The 18,881-nt window shown below is 74.1% G+C and carries 12 protein-coding genes; 7 read left to right on the top strand and 5 right to left on the bottom strand.

From position 1 onward, the window contains the following. Positions 1-20: 20 nt before the first annotated feature. Together ACIBFB_RS20630 and ACIBFB_RS20625 are read right to left on the bottom strand one after the other, a co-directional pair. A complete protein-coding gene (locus ACIBFB_RS20630) occupies positions 21-2,057 on the bottom strand; it encodes a S9 family peptidase (protein ID WP_397232456.1) in 2,037 nt (678 codons plus the stop codon). A gap of 132 nt (positions 2,058-2,189) precedes the next feature. Beyond that, positions 2,190-3,221, bottom strand: coding sequence for a ferrochelatase (locus ACIBFB_RS20625; protein ID WP_397232454.1), 1,032 nt, complete (start codon positions 3,219-3,221; stop codon positions 2,190-2,192). A 129-nt stretch (positions 3,222-3,350) separates the two neighbouring features. On the opposite strand from ACIBFB_RS20625, the gene ACIBFB_RS20620 reads away from it, so the two are divergent. Continuing rightward, on the top strand, positions 3,351-4,649 hold the full coding sequence (locus tag ACIBFB_RS20620; protein WP_397232452.1) for a D-arabinono-1,4-lactone oxidase: 1,299 nt from the start codon (positions 3,351-3,353) through the stop codon (positions 4,647-4,649). Positions 4,650-4,697: 48 nt separating this feature from the next. On the opposite strand, the gene ACIBFB_RS20615 is transcribed toward ACIBFB_RS20620, so the two are convergent. After that, the gene (locus tag ACIBFB_RS20615; RefSeq protein WP_397232450.1) at positions 4,698-5,558 is read right to left on the bottom strand and encodes a hypothetical protein; all 861 of its coding nucleotides are present in this window, start codon (positions 5,556-5,558) and stop codon (positions 4,698-4,700) included. A gap of 549 nt (positions 5,559-6,107) precedes the next feature. Between ACIBFB_RS20615 and sepH the strand changes: the two genes are divergently transcribed. The 3 genes from sepH to ACIBFB_RS20600 all read left to right on the top strand — a co-directional run bounded on the left by sepH (position 6,108) and on the right by ACIBFB_RS20600 (position 9,370). Continuing rightward, complete coding sequence (gene sepH / locus ACIBFB_RS20610; protein ID WP_397232448.1) at positions 6,108-7,313, top strand: septation protein SepH; 1,206 nt, start codon at positions 6,108-6,110, stop codon at positions 7,311-7,313. A gap of 246 nt (positions 7,314-7,559) precedes the next feature. Then, complete coding sequence (locus tag ACIBFB_RS20605; protein ID WP_397232446.1) at positions 7,560-8,534, top strand: ATP-binding cassette domain-containing protein; 975 nt, start codon at positions 7,560-7,562, stop codon at positions 8,532-8,534. Beyond that, positions 8,531-9,370 (top strand): ABC transporter permease, encoded by an 840-nt coding sequence (locus ACIBFB_RS20600; protein ID WP_397232444.1) that lies wholly within the window; start codon positions 8,531-8,533, stop codon positions 9,368-9,370. Before ACIBFB_RS20605 ends, ACIBFB_RS20600 begins: the two co-directional genes overlap by 4 nt. A gap of 41 nt (positions 9,371-9,411) precedes the next feature. On the opposite strand, the gene ACIBFB_RS20595 is transcribed toward ACIBFB_RS20600, so the two are convergent. Then, positions 9,412-12,699 (bottom strand): BTAD domain-containing putative transcriptional regulator, encoded by a 3,288-nt coding sequence (locus ACIBFB_RS20595; protein ID WP_397232442.1) that lies wholly within the window; start codon positions 12,697-12,699, stop codon positions 9,412-9,414. Between the two features lie 265 nt (positions 12,700-12,964). Between ACIBFB_RS20595 and ACIBFB_RS20590 the strand changes: the two genes are divergently transcribed. From ACIBFB_RS20590 to ACIBFB_RS20580, 3 genes are all read left to right on the top strand, one after another. Further along, complete coding sequence (locus tag ACIBFB_RS20590; protein WP_397232440.1) at positions 12,965-13,576, top strand: YbhB/YbcL family Raf kinase inhibitor-like protein; 612 nt, start codon at positions 12,965-12,967, stop codon at positions 13,574-13,576. 355 nt (positions 13,577-13,931) lie between these two features. After that, a complete protein-coding gene (locus tag ACIBFB_RS20585; protein WP_397232438.1) occupies positions 13,932-15,944 on the top strand; it encodes a hypothetical protein in 2,013 nt (670 codons plus the stop codon). Between the two features lie 339 nt (positions 15,945-16,283). After that, on the top strand, positions 16,284-18,644 hold the full coding sequence (locus tag ACIBFB_RS20580; RefSeq protein WP_397232702.1) for a SulP family inorganic anion transporter: 2,361 nt from the start codon (positions 16,284-16,286) through the stop codon (positions 18,642-18,644). On the opposite strand, the gene ACIBFB_RS20575 is transcribed toward ACIBFB_RS20580, so the two are convergent. After that, complete coding sequence (locus ACIBFB_RS20575) at positions 18,593-18,742, bottom strand: hypothetical protein (protein WP_397232436.1); 150 nt, start codon at positions 18,740-18,742, stop codon at positions 18,593-18,595. The two genes, ACIBFB_RS20580 and ACIBFB_RS20575, sit on opposite strands and share 52 nt — an antisense overlap. Between the last annotated feature and the right edge of the window lie 139 nt (positions 18,743-18,881).

Below are 18,881 nucleotides of genomic sequence, written 5' to 3'. Positions count from 1 at the left end.
TCGTGGGTGGGCGGTACGGGTCAGAGCAGTTCCGGCCTGGTCCACTCCTTGCCGTGGACGTGGTGGTCCAGGAAGGCGAAGATCGTCTCGTACCAGATCCGGGCGTTGCCGGGCTTGAGGATCCAGTGGTTCTCGTCGGGGAAGTACAGGAACTTGGCGTCCACCTCGTGCAGGAGCAGGTCCCGCCACAGGCGCATCCCCTCCGCGATCGGCACGCGGTAGTCCTTGTCCCCGTGGATGACGAGCACGGGCGTGCGGACGCGGTCGGCGCGCAGGTGCGGCGAGTTCAGCGTGTAGCGGTCGGGCTGGGCGAGCGGGGTTCCGAACTCCCGTTCCCACACCGGCGGGAGGTCGGTCGTGCTGCTGAAGCCGTCCAGCGCCCACAGCGATGCGTGCGAGACGATGGCGCGGAAGCGGTCGGTGTGTCCGGCGATCCAGTTGGCCATGTACCCGCCGAAGGAGCCGCCCATCATGGCGGTGCGGTCGGCGTCGATGTCCGCGCGCGCCTCGGCGGCGTCGGTGATCGCCATGACGTCGGCGTGGGTGCGCGGCCCCCACTTCCCCCAGGCACGGCGCAGCATCCGCTGTCCGTACCCCGTGGACAGGGCGGGGTCCGGCAGCAGGACGGCGTAGCCGCGCGCGGCGAGCAGCCAGGGGTTCCAGCGCCAGGACCAGCCGTTGAAGCTCATGTAGGGGCCGCCGTGCACCCAGAGCGTCAGGGGCGCGGGGGACTCGGCCGAGGCCTCCTCCGGCAGGACGAGCCAGGACCGGATCCGCTCGCCGTCGTCGGCCGTGGTCTCGATCTCGGTCAGGGTGCCGGGCATGGTCAGTTCGGACCCGGGCGTGCGCAGGGGCGTGGGCGCTCCGTCGACGGCGGTGGCGTCCAGGCGCACGGGCGCGGGCGGGGCGTCCCAGGCGTCGCGCAGCGCGAACACGTGGCGGCCGTCCGGGGAGGGGTTGGGCGCGCTGTAGGCGCCGTGGTCGCCCGTGAGGCGGGTGAGCTCTCCGGAGGCCAGGTCGACGCGGAAGAGCGGTCTGCGGCCGTTCTGGTCGGCGGCGAGGAAGACGGACGCGGAGTCGGCCGCCCACGCGTAGTCCCGCGGCCAGAGCTCGTGATCGGCGAGCAGGTCGCGGCCCTCGCCCGTGGCGAGGTCGACGAGCCAGAGGGTGTGGTCGCGGGGCTCGCCGTCGTACGTGCCCGCGGAGCCGCGTGCGAGCAGGACGTGGCGGCCGTCCGGGGAGACCCGGGGTCCGCCGAAGTCGTGGTCGGGCTCGCTGGCCAGGGTGCGGCGCTCGCCGGTGGCGGTGTCGACGGTGACGATGTCGGTGCGCAGGGATCCCCGGCCGGTGGGCACCTGCCACTCGGTGACCAGGGCCGACCCGTCGGGGGTGAGGTCGCCCGAGGCGTTCACCAGGGCCATGCCGGCGTCGGGGGCCAGGTCCCGGTGCTCGCCGAGGCCGGATCCGCCGTCGGCGGGCGGTTCGGCGACCAGGAAGCGCGGGTGGTCGGGGCCGATGTCGCCGTCCCAGTAGCGGATGGGCAGGGACTCGTGGAGGATCGCGGTGACCCCGGCCTCCTCCCGCGCCTTGCGGGCCTCCTGGTCGGCCTCGGCGGTCCCGCTGCCCGCGTGGGTGTCGGAGGTGAAGGCGACCAGGCCGGAGTCGCGCGCGACCGTGAACGAGGAGACGCCACCGGGTCTGGAGGCGACCTGGCGTGCCTCGCCGCCTCCGGCGGGCAGGATCCACAGGGCGGCCTTGGGGGCGTCGTCGGAGGCGGCGTCGGGATCGGGTCTGCCGGAGCCGAACAGCAGCGATCCGTCGGGGAGGAAGCGGGCGTCGCCCTCCCCCTTGGCGGAGCGGGTCAGGCGCCGGGGAGCGCTCCCGCCCTCGGACTCGGGGGCCGTGTCGATCTCCCACAGGGCGCTGTGGAAGGAGGTGCCGTCGGGGCCGAGGCCGCTGACGGGCGCCACGAGGCGGGTACCGTCCGGGGAGAGGCGCAGCCCGTTGACACGGCGGAGACGGACGTACTCCGGCAGTTCGTACCAGGAACGAACCAAGGCGAATCCTCCTGAACCGTCGACTTGTGGTCTGGGGCCGACCCTATCGGTCGCATCCCCGCCGACGGCGGGAGCGGCCGCCCGGACGGCGGCCGCCGGGGCGCAGGAACCTCGCCCTCCGCCCGACCCGGCTCAACGCTGCTGGCAGCAGACCTGGCCGCCCTCGGCGCACCGGGGCAGGCCGCCCAGGCGCACCGGCGCGGCGCCGTCGGTGTACTCCCGGACCAGCTCGGTGACCATGGACACGAACCGCGGGTGGGTGCCGGGGCTCAGCGCGCGCTCGTAGCCGACGCCGAGCTTGCGCGCGGTCTCGCGGGCCTCGACGTCGAGGTCGAACTTGACCTCCATGTGGTCGGAGACGAACCCGTGCGGGACGACCACGACCGCGGGCACGCCGTCCTCGGCCAGCTCCTCGATGCGGTCGTTGACGTCCGGCTCCAGCCAGGGCTGGCTGGGCGGGCCGCTCCGGCTCTGGTAGACGACCTCGTACGGGTACTCGCGGTCGAGCCGCTCGGTCACCAGGCGCGCCACCTCGGCGAGCTGGGCACCGTAGGCCCCCTCCGAGCCGAACGGCTGGCCGGGGCCGCCGCTGGCCTCGGCCATCGCGGTGGGGATGGAGTGCGCGGAGAACAGCAGCCGCGCGCCCGCGCGCCGGTCCTCGGGGAGCGCGGCGAGGGCCGCGCCGGTGTGCTCGACCAGGGGCTCGACGAAGCCCGGGTGGTCGTAGAAGGGACGGACCAGCTCGATCTCGGGGGCGCCGTCGCCCAGGGCGGCGCGGGCCCGGTCGATGTCCTCGTGGTAGGCGGTCCGGCTGGACCAGTTGCAGTACGCGGAGGTGGGCAGCGCCAGCACCCTGCGCACGCCGTCGTCCCGCATCCGGGCGAGGGTGTCGGCGAGCATCGGCTCCCAGAACCGGTTGCCCCAGTAGACGGGCAGGTCCACCCCGTTGGCGGCGAAGTCGTCGGTGATCGCCGCGATCAGGTCCCGGCACTGCTGGTTGATCGGGCTCACGCCACCGAAGAGGAAGTAGTGCTCACCCACCTCCGCCAGCCGCTCGCGGGGGATGTTGCGCCCGCGGGTGACGTTCTCCAGGAACGGGATGACCTCGTCCTCGCCCTCCGGTCCACCGAAGGAGATCAGCAAAAACGCGTCGTAAGGCCTCATGGCACCTATCAAACCAGCCCTCCCGGCGCCCGCTCGCCCGCCCCCGCTCCGGCGTCCCGTGTTCGTCGGCCCGTCCGGACACCGGTCCCCCCTGGCCACACAAGTGACTCGTGGGTAATGTCACGTCGCATGACTGACGTGTTGTGGAACACATGGGCGGGCACCCACCAGGCCCGCCCCCGGCGGACGGCGGCCCCGAACAGCACAGGCGAGGTCGCGGCCGCGGTCGCCTCCGCGGCGGAGGAGGACCTGAGGGTCCGGATGGTCGGTTCGGGCCACTCCTTCACCGACGTGGCGGTCACCGACGGGCTCCTGCTCTCCCCCGCGTCCCTGACCGCGGTGCGCTCGGTCGACCCCGACGCGGGGACGGTCACGGTCGAGGCCGGGCTCCCGTTGTGCGACCTCAACGACGCCCTGGCCGAGCGCGGCGTGGCCCTGGCCAACATGGGCGACATCGCCGTGCAGACCGTGGCGGGCGCCGTGCAGACGGGCACGCACGGGACCGGGCGGGACGCGGGCGGCCTGGCCAGCCAGGTGGTCGGGCTGGAGATGGTGCTCGCCGACGGGTCGGTCGTGGAGTGCTCGGCCGACCGGGAGCCGGACCTGTTCCACGCGGCCCGGGTGGGGCTGGGCGCGTTCGGCGTGGTCACCGCGTTGACGATGGCGGTGCGCCCCGCGTTCCTGCTGCACGCGCGCGAGGAGCCGATGCCGCTGGACGAGGTCCTGGAGCGGCTTCCGGAGCTGCGCGCGGACAACGATCACTTCGAGTTCTTCTGGTTCCCCCACACGGGCAACACCAACACCAAACGCAACAACATCACCGAGGGCCCGGCGCGTCCGCTCCCCGCCCTCCAGTCGTGGTGGGACGACGACTTCCTGTCCAACACGGTCTTCGAGCGCGTCAACCGGCTGTGCCGCAGCTTCCCCTCCCTGGTGCCCGGCGTGAACCGGATCAGTTCGCGGGCCCTGTCCTCGCGCGTCTACACGGACGTCTCGCACAAGGTGTTCGCGTCGGTGCGCGACGTGCGGTTCGTGGAGATGGAGTACGCGATCCCGGCCGAGCACGCGGTGGACGTGCTGCGCGAGGCGCGGTCGATCGTGGACCGGGGCGACCACCGGGTGAGTTTCCCGGTGGAGGTGCGCTTCGCCCCGGCCGACGACGTGTGGCTGTCCACCGCGCACGACCGGGACACGGCCTACGTCGCGGTGCACATGTACCAGGGGGTCCCGTACGAGGCCTACTTCGCCGACCTGGAAGCGGTCTTCACGTCCGTGGGCGGCCGTCCGCACTGGGGGAAGATGCACACGCGCGACCGCGCCTACCTGGAGCGGGTGTACCCGCGCATGGGGGACGCCCTGGCGGTGCGCGACCGGGTGGACCCGCACCGCCGGTTCGGCAACGCCTACCTGGACCGGGTGTTCGGCTGAGTCGGCGCCGCCCGGGCCGCGGTCCGGATTCCCGGGGCCGGGAAGCGGTCAGGTCCCGGCCGGGGGAGCGCCGGCCGGGGGATCGTCGGCCGGCCGCTCCCCGTTCGGGTCGGTCTCCGGCTCGCCGCCGTCCACGGGCGGGGCGGGTTCGACGGTCCCGCCCCCGTCGTCGCCCCCGTCCTCCGTCTCGTCGGGATCGGGTGTGGGCGTGACCTGCTCCTCACCGGCCCCTCCGTCGGTTCCGGCGGCGTCCGAGCCCTCGTCGGCGGGCGCGTCCGACTGCTCACCGGCGCCCTCGGGGACGTCCACGGCGACCTCGGGGGTCGCGGCGTCCTCCTCCTGCGCCGGCGGCGCGGAGGTCCCGCCGCCGAGGAGGGAGGGCGCGGTGGGTTCGTCCCGGCCGTGCGTCCACGCGCTCATCGATCGGCCCGTGAGCAGCTCGAAGGCCAGGATCACCAGCATGACCAGGGTGAACACGATGACGGCCGGAACGAGGACGGCCTTCCAGCCGCGCCGCGCCGGACGCTCCCCGCCCGAGGGGCCGCCGTCGTCCTCCGCGGTCGGCAGCGCCATCGTCCGGGTGGCGTCGGGGTCCGTCCCGGTCTCCGCGGTGGCGGCGGGCGCTTCGGCCGCGACGGCCGAGGAGCCGACCGCCCGCTCCGCGAGGTGCCTGGCCTGCTCGCCGCCGCGCGAGAACCAGTGCTGGAGCAGGGGGCTGGCGACCGTGCTCAGGACGGCGATGACCGCCGCCCCGACGACCGTCCCGTACACGTTGAGGTAGGAGGCCGCCGTCGCTGCGGTGAGGGTGGCGGCGCCGGCCCCGGCGACCTGGGACACGCTCAGATCGATCCGCTTCCCCGGCGTGCGGTCCCTTTCGGCGTCCGCCGCGCGGTGTCCGGTCCGACCCATCCGGTCGTCCCCCCTTCGTCGGCCGCGCGGGGCGCGGCGGGAACTCGATGGTGAACGTGGGGAGGGCGGGAGTCCCCAAACCACCACAAACCGCCCACAAGTGAAGAACTCAGGCTAAGCGCACTCAGTGCCCGATAACGCCTGGAGTCAAGAAAGGCCACATGTCGGTGGACACCGGCGTGTCGATTTGCCTTCCCGGTGTCCTCGTGCTCCTGGAACGGTCCGAGATCGGAGTTTTCCCCAGGCCTGGGGTGATTAGGTACCCGCGGGATACCATCGCGGCGGAGCCTTCGCGCGGGTTGGACGACATCCCGCGCGACCGCTCCCGGTCGGCGCAGGGTCCGCGTGCCAAGATTGGCGTCGGAGACGACCGTTGAGGGCCCCGGGACGGCCGGGGCGGCCCGTGGTGAGGACCGCGGACGGGAGGCGGGCACACAGTTCGGACATGCCGGGCGCGGTACTGGCCGAACCGTGGTCGGCCGACCAGACTTGGAGAACGCGGGGGCTGGCCGCCGAACCTGCCCTCGACGGGACGCGAAAGGGAGGGCGATGCACGAGCTTCGCCTCGTGGCCGTGAGCGAGGACGGCACCTACCTGGTGCTCGCCAGCACAGGCCGTGGAACCCGTTTCATGCTGCCCGTCGACGACCGCCTCCGCGCCGCCGTACGCGGCCAGTTCTCCCGGCTCGGCCAGTACGAGATCGAAGTGGAGAATCCGTTGCGCCCCAAGGAAATCCAGGCCCGCATCCGGTCCGGCGAGACCGCGGAGGCCATTTCCGAGATCTCCGGGATCCCCATCGAACGGGTGCGCTGGTTCGAGGGCCCCGTCCTCCAGGAGCGCGAGTACATCGCCCAGCAGGCCCAGCGCGCCACCGTGCGCTCCACCGGCGACGCCGCACCCGGCCCCTCCCTGGAGGACGTGGTCGCCAAGCGGATCGGCGCCCACCAGCTGGAGACCGGTGACGCCTCGTGGGACTCCTGGAAGCGGGAGGACCGGACCTGGCAGATCAAGCTCGTCTTCCTCCACGGCGGCGACGAGCGCGTCGCCCACTGGCTGTACGAGCCCAGACACAACACCGTCACCCCCGCCGACGAGGAGGCCGCCCGGTTCACCGAGCCCGCGGCGCCCGTGCGGCCGGCCTCCCCCGACACGACGGTCACGCCCTTCGCTCCGCGTCGGCCCGAGGGCACGGCGGAGCGCCCCAGGACCGACGTCGGGCGGCCCGCCGAACACGGAACCGACCAACCACCCGCCCGTCGGCTGGCCCCGGCCCGGGACGCGGCCCCGGACGAGCCGCTGCGCCCCGCCGCCCGCACGCGCCCCGACCCGTTCGAGGCGCCCGAGACCGACGAGCGGTACCAGCGGCCGCTGGACCCCCTCCCGCCCCGGGAGACCCCTCGCACCGACCCGGCGGTCGCCCACCGCGCTCCGGAGCGGACCGCGGACCGCCCGGTCCCCGCCGACCCCTTCGGCGCCATTCCCGCCGTCGAGCGCCGTTCCCGGCCAGTGGAACCGGACACCCCTCCGCCCGCCGCCGAACCGCCCGCCCAGCCCCGACCCGCGCGCCGGCGCCGCGCCACCATCGACCTCTCCGACACCGGCCCCGCCCGCCCGGCCGCGCCGGAGCCGCCCCCGGTCCAGGCCGCCGCCAACGGCGCGCCCGACCGCACCGCGCCCAAGCGCAAGGGCCGCGGCCGCCGCGCCTCCGTCCCCTCGTGGGACGAGATCATGTTCGGCTCCAAGAAGGGCGACTAGCGGCGCCGCCCGCCGGCGCCGTCGGACCGTGCCCCGGTGCCGCGCACCGGGGCACGGCGCACACCCAGCGTCGGTCCCGCCGGGCACGCGCCCCGCACCGGCCTCCGGCGACACCGCGTGAACCCTCCCCGTCCGACCCGCAACCCACCCACCGCCCCGGACCGTGTCAGGGCGGACACCCGCGTGTCAGCGTTCTGTCAGACCCGGTCGGCAGACTGGACGTCGAACGGTAGAAACGGAGGAGCGATGACTGACGCCATCCGCGCGGAGGGTCTGGTCAAGCAGTTCAAGGGCAAGCGCGCCCTCGACGGAGTGGACCTGACGGCCAGGACCGGGGCCGTGCTGGGCGTCCTGGGGCCCAACGGATCCGGGAAGACCACCACGGTGCGCATCCTGTCGACCCTGTTGCGGCCCGACGGGGGCCACGCCGAGGTCGGGGGCTTCGACGTGGTCAAGCGACCGCACGACGTGCGCCGGCTGATCGGGCTGACCGGTCAGTACGCGGCGGTCGACGCCGAACTGACGGGCACCGAGAACCTGATGCTCATCGCGCGCCTGCTGGGCTACGGCCGCGGCGCCGCACGGGCTCGTTCGGCCGAGCTGCTGGAGCGCTTCGAGCTCACCGACGCCGCCGGCCGTCCCGCCAAGACCTACTCCGGGGGCATGCGCCGCCGGCTCGACCTGGCGGCGAGCCTCGTGGGCCACCCCACCCTGCTGTACCTGGACGAGCCGACCACCGGCCTGGACCCGCACAGCCGCAACGGCCTGTGGGACGTGGTGCGCGGTCTGGTCGACGATGGCGTCACCGTGCTGCTCACCACGCAGTACCTGGAGGAGGCCGACCAGCTCGCCGACGACATCGTCGTGCTGGACCACGGCAAGGTGATCAGCAGGGGCACGCCCGAGGAGCTCAAGAACCACGCGGGCAAGCAGGTCCTGGAACTGCGCACCGTCCAACCCGGGCAGCTCGACCTGGCGGTCCGGATCGTCGAGGCGGTCACCAGCAGCCCGGTGACCCGTGACGGGCTGGGCGCGAGCGTCGCGGTCACGGACGCAGCCGTCCTGCCCGAGGTGGTCCGCCGCCTCGACGAGCAGGAGGTGGCCGTCGCCGAACTGTCACTGCGCAAGCCGAGTCTGGACGAGGTCTTCCTCGCGCTGACCGGACACACCGCCGAAGACGAGTCCACGGAGGAGACCGTGGCGGAAGGGGCCCGAGCATGAGCGACGTGACCACCCTCGAACCCTCCGGGGGGGTGCGCAGGAGCGACGGCGCACCGACCGCGCCCCGGGCGATCGGCCCGGCGAACACGGTGAGCAACGGCCTCCAGCTGGCCTGGCGCAGCGTCCTGAAGATCAAGGCGAACCCCGAGGAGGTCCTCGGGCTCACGTTCATGCCGATCATGTTCGTGACGCTGTTCGTCTTCGTCTTCGGTCAGGCGATCATGGGCGACTGGCGGGAGTACCGGGACTTCCTCATGCCCGGCATCATCGCCCAGTCGGTGGTCTTCGCCACGCTCGGCACCGGGTTCACCCTGTGCCAGGACGTGGAGAAGGGCATCTTCGACCGGTTCCGGTCCCTGCCCATCGCGCGGTCCGCGCCCCTGATCGGCGCCATCCTGGGCGACCTGGTCCGGTACTCGATCACCGTGGTGATGGTGCTGCTGGTCGGCCTGGCCATCGGGTTCCGACCCGACGGCGGCGTCGTCGGCGTGGTCGCCGCCGCCGCGCTCATCCTGCTGTTCGCCTTCGCGCTGTGCTGGATGTCGGCGTTCGTCGGCATGATGGTGCGCACTCCGATGGCCGTGCAGAGCTTCGGGATGATCCTCATGTTCCCGCTGACCTTCGGCAGCTCGGCCTTCGTCGCCCCGGAGGCCATGCCCGGCTGGATGCGCGCGGTCGCGGAGAACAACCCGATCACGCACGTCGTGAACGCCATGCGCGGCCTGATGATCGGCGGGGACGTCGCCGTCCCGGTCACCTGGACGCTGGTGTGGTCCGCGGTCTTCGTCGTGGTCTTCGGTCCGCTGGCCGTGTGGGCCTACCGGCGCCGCACCTGAGCCGCGGCGGCGCCGCGATCCTCATCGCGGCGCCGCCGTCGTCACACCGGGCGCGCGCCGTCCTCCGCGTCGTCCGGCACGATCGGGGCCAGCCAGGCCCCCACACTGGAGCGGATCACCGCGGGGTTCTCCTCGCCCCCCACGACGAGCAGGCGGCTGAACTCCGCCTCCCCCAGCACCTGCGCCAGGTCCTCCCGGGCCGCCCGCACCAGGGGGCTCACCAGATTGGCCAGCCCCCGCAGCGCCTGCGCGTAGCCGAGCATCGTGGCCGCCCGTTCCGGGTCGCGACCGGCCAGGAAGGCGCCCAGGACCTCCAGCACGTCCGCGCAGACCGGACCGAGCCCGCGCACCGCCCGCCACCAGGCACGCCCGGCGTCCCTCCAGGCCCGGTCCGCCTCACCGGCCCGCCAGGCGACGGTGGCGGACACGAGCAGCCAGTACGGCTCGACGTAGACCGGGGCGAAGCCGCCCAGCCGCCTGACGGTCGGCCCGATCTCGTCCACCGCGGCCCTGGCGCGCTCCAGGTCGCCGGACTCCCGCAGAAGCTGGACCTCGGCCAGTCGCACGATCACCACGTGGTCGTCCTCGCGCGGCGGGCCGTGCTCGGCCGTGGACTCCAGATCGCGCCGGGCCGCCTCCAGATCGCCGACGTCGATCAGGAGCTGGGCGCGCTTGACCCGGATCATCATCGCGATCGAGACCAGTCCGGCCCGGTCCGCCAGCCGGACACCGTCCCCGAGCAGGACACGGCACCGGTCCGCGTCGTCGAACCGGCGCAGGTCGGACAGTTGGAGGATGGCCTGGAGCTCGCCCCAGCTGTCGCCGACGGCCCGGAACCCCTCCCGCGCGTCGACCGCGCGCTCCATGGCGCGTTTGGCGTCCCCGAAGACGGCGTCGAGCAGCGACGTCATCAGCAGGACCATCGCACGCATCCACGGGTCGTCCTGCTCGGACGCCCGCTCGACGCGTGCGCGCGCCGGCCCGTCGGGACCCTCGTTCAACGCTTCGTAGACGAGCCCGTACATCAGCATCGGATGGCGCTCGGGCTGCTCGTCCGCCTCCGCCAGCACCTCGCGCACGGCGCGCATGTTGGCGAGGATCGTCTCGTGGGCGGTCCCGAGTTCGGGGGCGCTGTGGAAGAGGCAGCTGGCGTAGGCGACCGCCCTCCCCTCCGGGACCCGGTCGCCGACCAGTGACAGCACCTCCGCGCACCAGCGGCAGAACTGGTGCCACCCGCCTTCCAGGATCCAGAACCACTGGGTGTACTCCACCAGGTCCAGGGCCAGGTCGACGTCCCCCCGCCGCACCGCCCAGCGCACGGCGGGGCCGCAGTTGTCGGCCTCCGCGCCGAGCCGGACCACCCACTCGGTCTGGCGGGGACCGCGCAGCAGCGGGTCGCCCTCCCGCCACAGGTCGCGCACGTAGCGGGCGTGGAGGTCGCGGACCTCGTTCTCCTCGCCGCTGTCCGCGAGCCGCTCGGCCGCGTAGGCGCGGACGGTCTCCAGCTGCCGGTACCGGGGCGGGGCGTCCTCGCGTACGGGGTTCTCCGTGATTACGAGGGACTTGTCGACCAGGGCGAACAGCACGCCCCACACGTCGCGGCCGCCCACCGTGCCGTCCCCGCCCGGGTCCGCGCAGACCCGTTCGACGGCCTCCAGGGTGGCCCCGCCCGCGAAGATCGACAGCCGGCGCAGGACGCGGCGCTCGGGCTCGTCGAGCAGTTCCCAGCTCCAGTCGACGACGGCCCGCAGCGTGCGGTGGCCCGGGCGGGCGGAGCGGCTGCCCCCGGTCAGGAGGCGGAAGCGGTCGGAGAGGCGGTGGACCAGCTGGGAGGGGGACATCGACCGCAGTCGGGCGGCGGCCAGTTCCAGGGCCAGGGGGATGCCGTCCAGGGCCCGGGTGATGCGCACGACGTGTCCGACGTTGTCCGCGCCGACCGCGAAGTCCGGGCGCACGGCGCGGGCGCGTTCGGTGAACAGCGCGACGGAGGCGAACCCGACGGCCTGTTCGGCGGTGGCGTCCTCGGGCGGCAGGGGCAGGGGCGGGACCGGCACGAGTCGTTCGCCCTGCACACCCAGGGGTTCGCGGGAGGTGGTGAGCAGACGCAGCCCCGGGCATCGGGCGAGCAGGGGCTCGGCGACCCGCGCGACGCCCTCGACGAGGTGCTCGCAGTTGTCGAGCACGACGAACGCGGGCTGGTCGCCGAGGAAGGCGGCGACGCGGTCCTCGGCCGGGGTCGTGGGCGCGCTGGAACGGGCCTGGACGATGGCGTGGTCGCGCAGGTCCATGGCGGCGGCCAGCGCGTCGAGGATGTCGTCGGCGGAGTCGATCGGGGCCAGTTCGACGAACCATCCGCCGAGGGAGAGCAGCTCGGGGGCGCGGTCGGCCAGGGCGGCGGCGGTCTCGATGGCCAGTCGGGTCTTGCCGGCCCCGCCCGGGCCGAGCAGGGTGACCAGCCGCGACTCGGTCAGCTGCGCGACGGCGGCGTCCACCTCGGCCTCGCGCGGCACGAAGCTGGTCAGGGTGGCGGGCAGCCGGACCTGGGGGGTCGGCGTCGCGGTGGGCCGGTCGCCGCCGCGCGCCGCGTCGGCGGTGAACTCCCCGCGCAGCGCGCGCAGGTGGGCGTCCGCCAGCCTCGCCGACGGGTCCAGGCCCAGCTCCTCGGCCAGGCGCGCGCGGAACGCCTCGTAGGCGTCCAGCGCGTCGGCGGTCCGCCCGGTTCCGGCGAGCGCGCGCATGAGGAGTTCGACGGGGCGTTCGCTGTGGGGTTCGCGCCTGGCCAGCGCCTCGGCCTCGGGCAGGGCGTCGTGGGCCCGGCCCAGGTCGAGCAGTGCGGTCAGGTGGTCCTCGACGAGCGCGGCGTGCGTCTCGGCCAGGCGCAGCGCGACGTCCTCCGCCACGCCCCGGGAGGTGAGCTCGGGCACGGCCGGACCGCGCCACAGGGCCAGGGCGTCGCCGAGCGCGGTGACGGCGGCGGCGGACTCCCCGGCCGCGAGCTGGGCCCGGCCGCGCTTGGCGAGGGTGTCGAACTCGCCCAGGTCGACCTGCTGGGGGTCGATGCACAACCGGTAGCCGGACGCGTCGCCGTTGATCTCGACGCCGGGCCCCAGGGCTCGACGCAGCCGCGACACCAGCGCCTGGAGGGCGTTGCCCGCCGAGGCCGGGGGCGTCTCGGTCCAGATGGCCTCCGTGAGCTGTTCGTTCGAGACCCGCTGTCCGGGTCGGAGCAGGAGCAGGGTGAGCAGGGCGCGCAGACGCGCGCCCCCGATCGTGATGGGCCGTCCGGACGCGTCGTGCACCAGGAGGGGTCCGAGGATGGAGAACCGCACGGGTCCATGATCACCCATCCGGTCACCCGGTGCCCGGAATTACCGCTCTGGGCGGTGCGTCCACCGGGGACGGGGGCGAGCGGCGACGGCACGGCTGCGGATCGGGCGCCCGACCGCAGTAGGGTTCCCCTGGAACGTGCGTCGGCGGACCGCCGAGGTCTCCTGGCCCGGCCCTCGTGGGTACCGGAGCCGGGTCGCCTCCGACGCCGTTCCTCACGTACGTCGAATCGCGCCCCACCGGCCCGAAAGCCCAGCAGGAGTCCCATTGTTCCCGGCCCTCCCTTCCCCTTGGACCACCAGTGCGCGCACGGCGCCCGGCAGGACCGCGCTCCGCGGTGCGGGCGCGGTCGGGGTCGGCGCCGTCCTGGCCCTGGCCACCGGGTGCGGCGTGTTCTCGCCCGGGCAGAACGGCGACATGCCCACCAACATCAACGTCACCAGCCCGCTCATGCAGGAGGGCGAGCCGCTGCCGGACGACTACACCTGCGACGGCGGGGAGTCGGACGGAGACGAGGGGCCCGTCTCCCCGCCGGTGCGCTGGTCGGGGCTTCCTGACGGCGTGGGCTCGATCGCGATGGTCGTGGACGACCCCCAGGCGGCGGAGGTGTTCTGGGTGGTCTTCGACCTCGACCCGCAGCTGGTCGAGCTGCGGCGGAGCACCGTCCCGGCCGACGCCAAACAGGCCGTGAACAGTTCCGGGGACGCGGGTTACGGCGCGCCCTGCCCCACCGACGGCGACGTGCACGAGTACCGCTTCACCGTGTACGCCCTGGACGGCACCCTCGACCTGCCCGACGGCGCCGAACTGAGCCGGACCCTGGAGGCGATCGCCGACCAGGCCGTCGCGCGCGGATCGCTGGTCACCACCAGCGAGTGACCGGAACCGCGGTCGGGCGGCCCTCCCCTCGCCCGGTTCCACTGCCGCCGCGTCCCGCCTGCTCCGGGTTCGACACGAGGAAGCTCCCGTCGCCCACTGCACACGGAGCACGACAAGGCATACAGTGGGGCCGTGCCCCTCACCCCGTTTCAGATGACCGTTATCCGTCCACTCGCCGCCCAGCACCCCGACCTGAGACCGCACCGGACCGCCCGCGTCGCGCCGGGCGCGCGGACCCGGCAGCCCGGACGTACGCGGATCCAGGCGGCCGCCGTCTCCCCCCGACCGGCCCCCGCCACGCCGGTCCACGGCGCGCTCCGGATGCGGCCGACCTCTCCAAGGTAGTGCGTAGACCATGACCGTCACCGTCATCATCATCATCGCCGTCATCGTCGTGCTGGCCGTCCTCGTGCTCCTGCTGCTGGGCATGCGCGCCCTCAGCACGACGTCGCCCGAGGACGACTACGACGACGAGCAGGAATACGAGAGCACCGAGGCCGACGACCGGGGTCGCGGACGCGGACGCGGCGGCCAGGAGGCGCCCCGCCGCGCCCGGCGGGCCCGGGCTGAGGAGGACGGGGAACCCGGGCGGCGCCCCCGCGGCCGGCGCAAACGCGATGCGGACTGGGAGGACGACGACCTCTCCGACAACGGCTTCTGGTCGAGCCTGGGCGACGGGGACCGGGACGACGGGCGGGCGGCCGACGACGTCGCGGACGGTCGCGCGGGGGACTCCTACGACGACGTCGAGGCCTACGGCGATGACGGCTACGACGAGGAGTACGACGACTACGAGGACGAGGGCTACGGGGACGAGCCCGACCCCGCACCGGAACGGGCACGCGGCGGCGTCCGCGCCGGGGGCGACACGCCCGGCGCGCGCCCGGCCGTGACCTCGGGCCCCTCCGACGATCTGGCGGTCCTGGCGAGCCTGGGCCAGAACAGCGGGCCCGCCCCCGAACCCCGGACGGGCGACGCGCCGATCCGAGCGCAGCTGCCGCGGGCGGAGGAATCCCCGGTGGAGGCGCCCCGGCCGGAGCCGTCCCGCGACGACGACCCGCTCGGCACCGGGCCGTGGACCCCCGACCGGGCGCTCCCGTCAGCGTCCTCCGAACCGACGGCCTGGAACGGGTCCGCCGACCGCGACCCGCTCGGCGGCTCGGGCTCCACGAGCACGTACGGCGGCTCCTACACCGGCTCCTCCTCCGCGGCCTCCCCGTCGGGCTCGTCCGCCTCGGGCGACCCGCTGTCGGGCGCGTCCGGCTACGGGACGGGGCCGTCGGGGTTCGGCGCACTCCCCCGGTCGAGCGGCTCCGGATCCACGGACCCGCTCGACCCCGGCTTCCGCCCGTCCACCAGGTCCGAGGACTCCGGGTCGCCCATCTGGTCCAGCATGGACACGGGATCGCACCAGCGTCCGACGCCGCCGCCCCCGAGCGGGTACGACCGGAGCGGGCTCGACGCGCCCGGCGGATACGACACGGGCACCCACCGGTACCCCTCCTACGACACCGGGGCGCACTCCCGGAGTGCGTACGACACCGGGACCCACGCGCACGGAAGCCACGAGACCGGAGCGCACACGCGGGGCGCCTACGGCACGCCTCCGTTCCCCGACCCCGGCACCCACACCGCCCCCGGCTCCTACGCCCGGCCCGAGTACGACACGGGCACGCACGCGCACCGGCCCTACGACACCGGCTCCCACACGCGGGGCGGCTACGGCGCGTCCGCGCCCTCCGCGTTCGACTCCGGCACCCACCAGCGCTCCCACGACTCCGGCACGCACGCGCGCGGCTCCTACACGAACGAGCCGCTGTGGGGCGACGACGCCCTCGGCGGGCCGAGCTCGCCCACCGTCCCCGCCCCCCAGAACCGGGCGGGCGGCTTCGGGGGCGGCCACGCGGCGCCCGGCGAGCCCGGAGGATCGCCGTTCGACACGGGCGGATACTCCCGGTTCCCCTCGGAGCCGACTCCGCCGGGAGGCACCGCCTACACGGGCGGATCGCGGGGCCTGCCCACCGGCGGCCGTCCGGCGGGCCCGCCGCCCGGCGAGGTTCCGGGCGACGCCCTCCCCGGCTACGGCCCCCAGCCGCCGCGGTCCCGCGAGCCCTACGGAAACCCCGACGCTCTCGACGGAGGGTACACCGGACAGCGCCCCGGCTACGGGGGCGGCCACGCGCCCGCGGAGGGCTGGGGGCCGTGGGACGGGACCCAGAACGGCGCTCCGCCCCTCCACGGACACCCCCCTCTGCCCCCGCCCAGCGCACCGTACGGCCCCCCGCACAGTGCGCCCGACGCACCGCACCCGCCCGCGCGAGGCCGGGACCACTACGAGGGCGGATACGAGGACGGCCGCTTCATCTGAGACGGCCACCGCGCGCGATGACCGCCATGCGTGACACGGGGTGACCGGTCTCCGCCGGTCAGCGCACCCCTTCACACCGCCGAGGCGACGGGACACCCCCGTCACCTCGGCGGTTCTTCGTTCTCGGAACGCACGCGCGTTGTGAAACCGAGGAAACGATTGCCGAATCCACGACAGTCCGTCACATCGCATGCACTCTGTTGACTACAGTTGGTGATTGACACCGGACTCTTCGCGTCCGTCCCGTCGTTCCGCGTTCCCACGCGCATCCCCCGTCCGGACACCGACGTCCGCGTGCACCGCCACCCGACCGCCTGGTCCGACCCGAACGGAGCCACCATGCGCACCCACGCCCAGGGGCCACCGACCGAGCCGCCGGCCGCTCCGGCCACGCACGGCCGTCTGTTCGACCGCAGAACGGTCGCCGCCGACGTCGGCGCCTCCCTCGTCGTGTTCCTGGTCGCCGTCCCCCTGTCCCTGGGCATCGCCGTCGCCGCGGGCGCGCCGCTCATCGCCGGACTGACCGCGGCCGTCGTCGGCGGTATCGTCGCGGGGCTGCTCGGCGGCTCGATGGTGCAGGTCAGCGGGCCGACCGCGGCGCAGACCATCATCGTCGCCGAACTGATCACCACCTACGGCTGGCGGGTCACCTGCCTCATCACCGTGCTCGCCGGAGTACTCCAGATCGCCCTGGGCGCCGTGCGCATCGCCCGGGCGGCGCTGGCGGTCTCCCCGGCGGTGATCCACGGCATGCTCGCCGGGGTCGGCGCCACCATCGCCCTCGCGCAGCTGCACGTCGCGCTGGGCGGTGCGCCGCAGAGTTCGGCGCTCAGGAACATCTCCGATCTGCCGCACCAGGTCGCGCACAACCACACGGCCGCCGTCGCGGTCGGCGTCATCACCATCGCGATCATGTTCGGCTGGGGCCGGCTGCCCGCCATCGGCCGGATCCGGCCGTCGGTCGTGCCCGCCTCGCTGGTCGCGGTGGGCACCGCCACGGCCATCGCCACCCTGGGCCGGTGGGAGGTCCAGACCGTCACCCTGCCCGACTCCCTGGTCGAGGCCTGGTCCGGCCCGGCCCTGCCCGAGACCGGCCAGTGGCACGGCGTCGTCCTGGCCGTGGCCGCCGTGGCGATGGTCGCCAGCGTGGAGTCGCTGCTGTCGGCGATCGCCGTGGACCGCGAGCACGGCGGTCGGCGGGTCCAGCTCAACCGCGAGCTGTTCGGCCAGGGCGCGGCCAACACCGTCAGCGGGGCGCTGGGCGGCCTCCCCGTGGCGGGCGTGATCGTGCGCAGCACGACCAACGCGCGCGCCGGCGGGCGCACCCCGCTGTCGGCGATCCTGCACGGCGTGTGGATCCTGGTGTTCGTCGCCCTGTTCGCGCGCGTGGTCGAACTCATCCCGATGGCCGCGCTGGCCGCGCTGCTGGTCTTCGTCGGCGCCCGCATGGTGTCCATCGCCCACCTGCGCGACCTGCGCCGCCACCACGAGGGCAGCGTCTACCTGGTCACGCTGTTCGCGGTGGTCTTCCTGGGGCTGCTCGAGGGGGTGTGCCTGGGCTTCGCGCTGGCGATGATCGTCTCCCTCCGGCGGCTGACCCGCTTCACCGTGCGCACCGAGGAGCGCGGCGACCGCGTGCACGTGTCCGTCCACGGGTCGCTGACCTTCCTGGGAGTGCCGCGCCTGGCGCACGTCCTGCGCACCATCCCCCCGGGCGCCCGGGTCGACCTCGACCTGCACGTGGACTTCATGGACCACGCGGCGTTCGAGGCCGTGCACGCCTGGCGTGTGGACCACGAGCGGGGCGGCGGCGCCGTCGACATCGACGAGGCCCATGAGCAGTGGTACACGCGCAGCTCCACCCGGACGGCGCCCGCGGCGAAGACCGCGCCGACCGGACCGGTTCGGTGGTGGGCGCCGTGGGAGATGCGCGCGGAGACCGACGGCCAGTTGAACGCCCTGGGGCTGCTGACCGCCGGGGCCCGCGAGTACCACGCCAGCACCGCCGACCGGATGCGGTCGGTGATGAGCCGGCTGGCGCACGGCCAGAACCCGACCGCACTGTTCGTCACGTGCGCCGACTCGCGGGTGGTGCCCAACCTCATCACCGCCAGCGGCCCGGGCGACCTGTTCACCCTGCGCAACGTGGGCAACCTGGTGCCGCCGTCGGAGACGCCCGGAGACGGCTCGGTGGGCGCGGCCGTGGAGTACGCGGTGACGGTGCTGGGGGTGCCGTCGATCGTGGTGTGCGGGCACTCGCACTGCGGGGCGATGCGGGCGCTCTTGGAGGGGGCCCACACGGACGCCGGTGAGCCCGGCACGTCGCACATGTGCCGCTGGCTGGCCAACGCGGGGCCGAGCCTGGCGCGCCTCGACGCGGCGCCGGATCTGCCCGAGGGCCCGCCGACGACGGAGACGCTGTGCCGCCTGGCCCAGGTCAACGTCGAGGAGCAGCTCGGCAACCTCATGGGCTACGACGTGGTGCGGGAACGCGTGGAGTCGGGGACGTTGACGCTGACGGGGATGTACTACGACCTGGAGACGGCGCGGGTGCACCTGTTGGACGCCGCGACGGGTCGGTTCACGCCCGTGCCGGGCGTCGTCACCGGAACGGTCCCGCCGCAGCGCACGGGCACGGACGTCGGTGGTCAGTTGATCGACGGGTCGTCGTCCGGTGCGTCGTCACGGCCGTCCTGCTGAACGCCCGACGCCTGGTAGGCGGCGAGCGCGATGATCACGACGATGGCCAGGACCGGCAGGCCGAAGAGGATCACCCAGATGAACGCTGAGTCGAACAAGTGTCACCCATTCCCGTGAACGCCGATGCCCGCCGGGCCGCCGACCGCGCGGCCCACGGGCGGACGCGCCCCGGGCCCCGCCGGGGCGCGGAACGCAGGGCCAATCTACCTTCGGACCCACGGCTCGGGCCATCACCCC

It is taken from the genome of Nocardiopsis sp. NPDC050513 (assembly GCF_044457925.1).
In the GTDB taxonomy this organism is placed as follows: Bacteria; Actinomycetota; Actinomycetes; order Streptosporangiales; family Streptosporangiaceae; genus Nocardiopsis.
This window is presented reverse-complemented; position numbering and strand designations above follow the sequence as displayed.

Coding starts and splice junctions, on each gene's coding strand:
- ACIBFB_RS20625 (WP_397232454.1), bottom strand. CDS start 3,221: ATGAGGCCTTACGACGCGTTTTTGCTGATCTCCTTCGGTGGACCGGAG.
- ACIBFB_RS20620 (WP_397232452.1), top strand. CDS start 3,351: ATGACTGACGTGTTGTGGAACACATGGGCGGGCACCCACCAGGCCCGC.
- ACIBFB_RS20615 (WP_397232450.1), bottom strand. CDS start 5,558: ATGGGTCGGACCGGACACCGCGCGGCGGACGCCGAAAGGGACCGCACG.
- sepH (WP_397232448.1), top strand. CDS start 6,108: ATGCACGAGCTTCGCCTCGTGGCCGTGAGCGAGGACGGCACCTACCTG.
- ACIBFB_RS20605 (WP_397232446.1), top strand. CDS start 7,560: ATGACTGACGCCATCCGCGCGGAGGGTCTGGTCAAGCAGTTCAAGGGC.
- ACIBFB_RS20600 (WP_397232444.1), top strand. CDS start 8,531: ATGAGCGACGTGACCACCCTCGAACCCTCCGGGGGGGTGCGCAGGAGC.
- ACIBFB_RS20585 (WP_397232438.1), top strand. CDS start 13,932: ATGACCGTCACCGTCATCATCATCATCGCCGTCATCGTCGTGCTGGCC.
- ACIBFB_RS20580 (WP_397232702.1), top strand. CDS start 16,284: ATGCGCACCCACGCCCAGGGGCCACCGACCGAGCCGCCGGCCGCTCCG.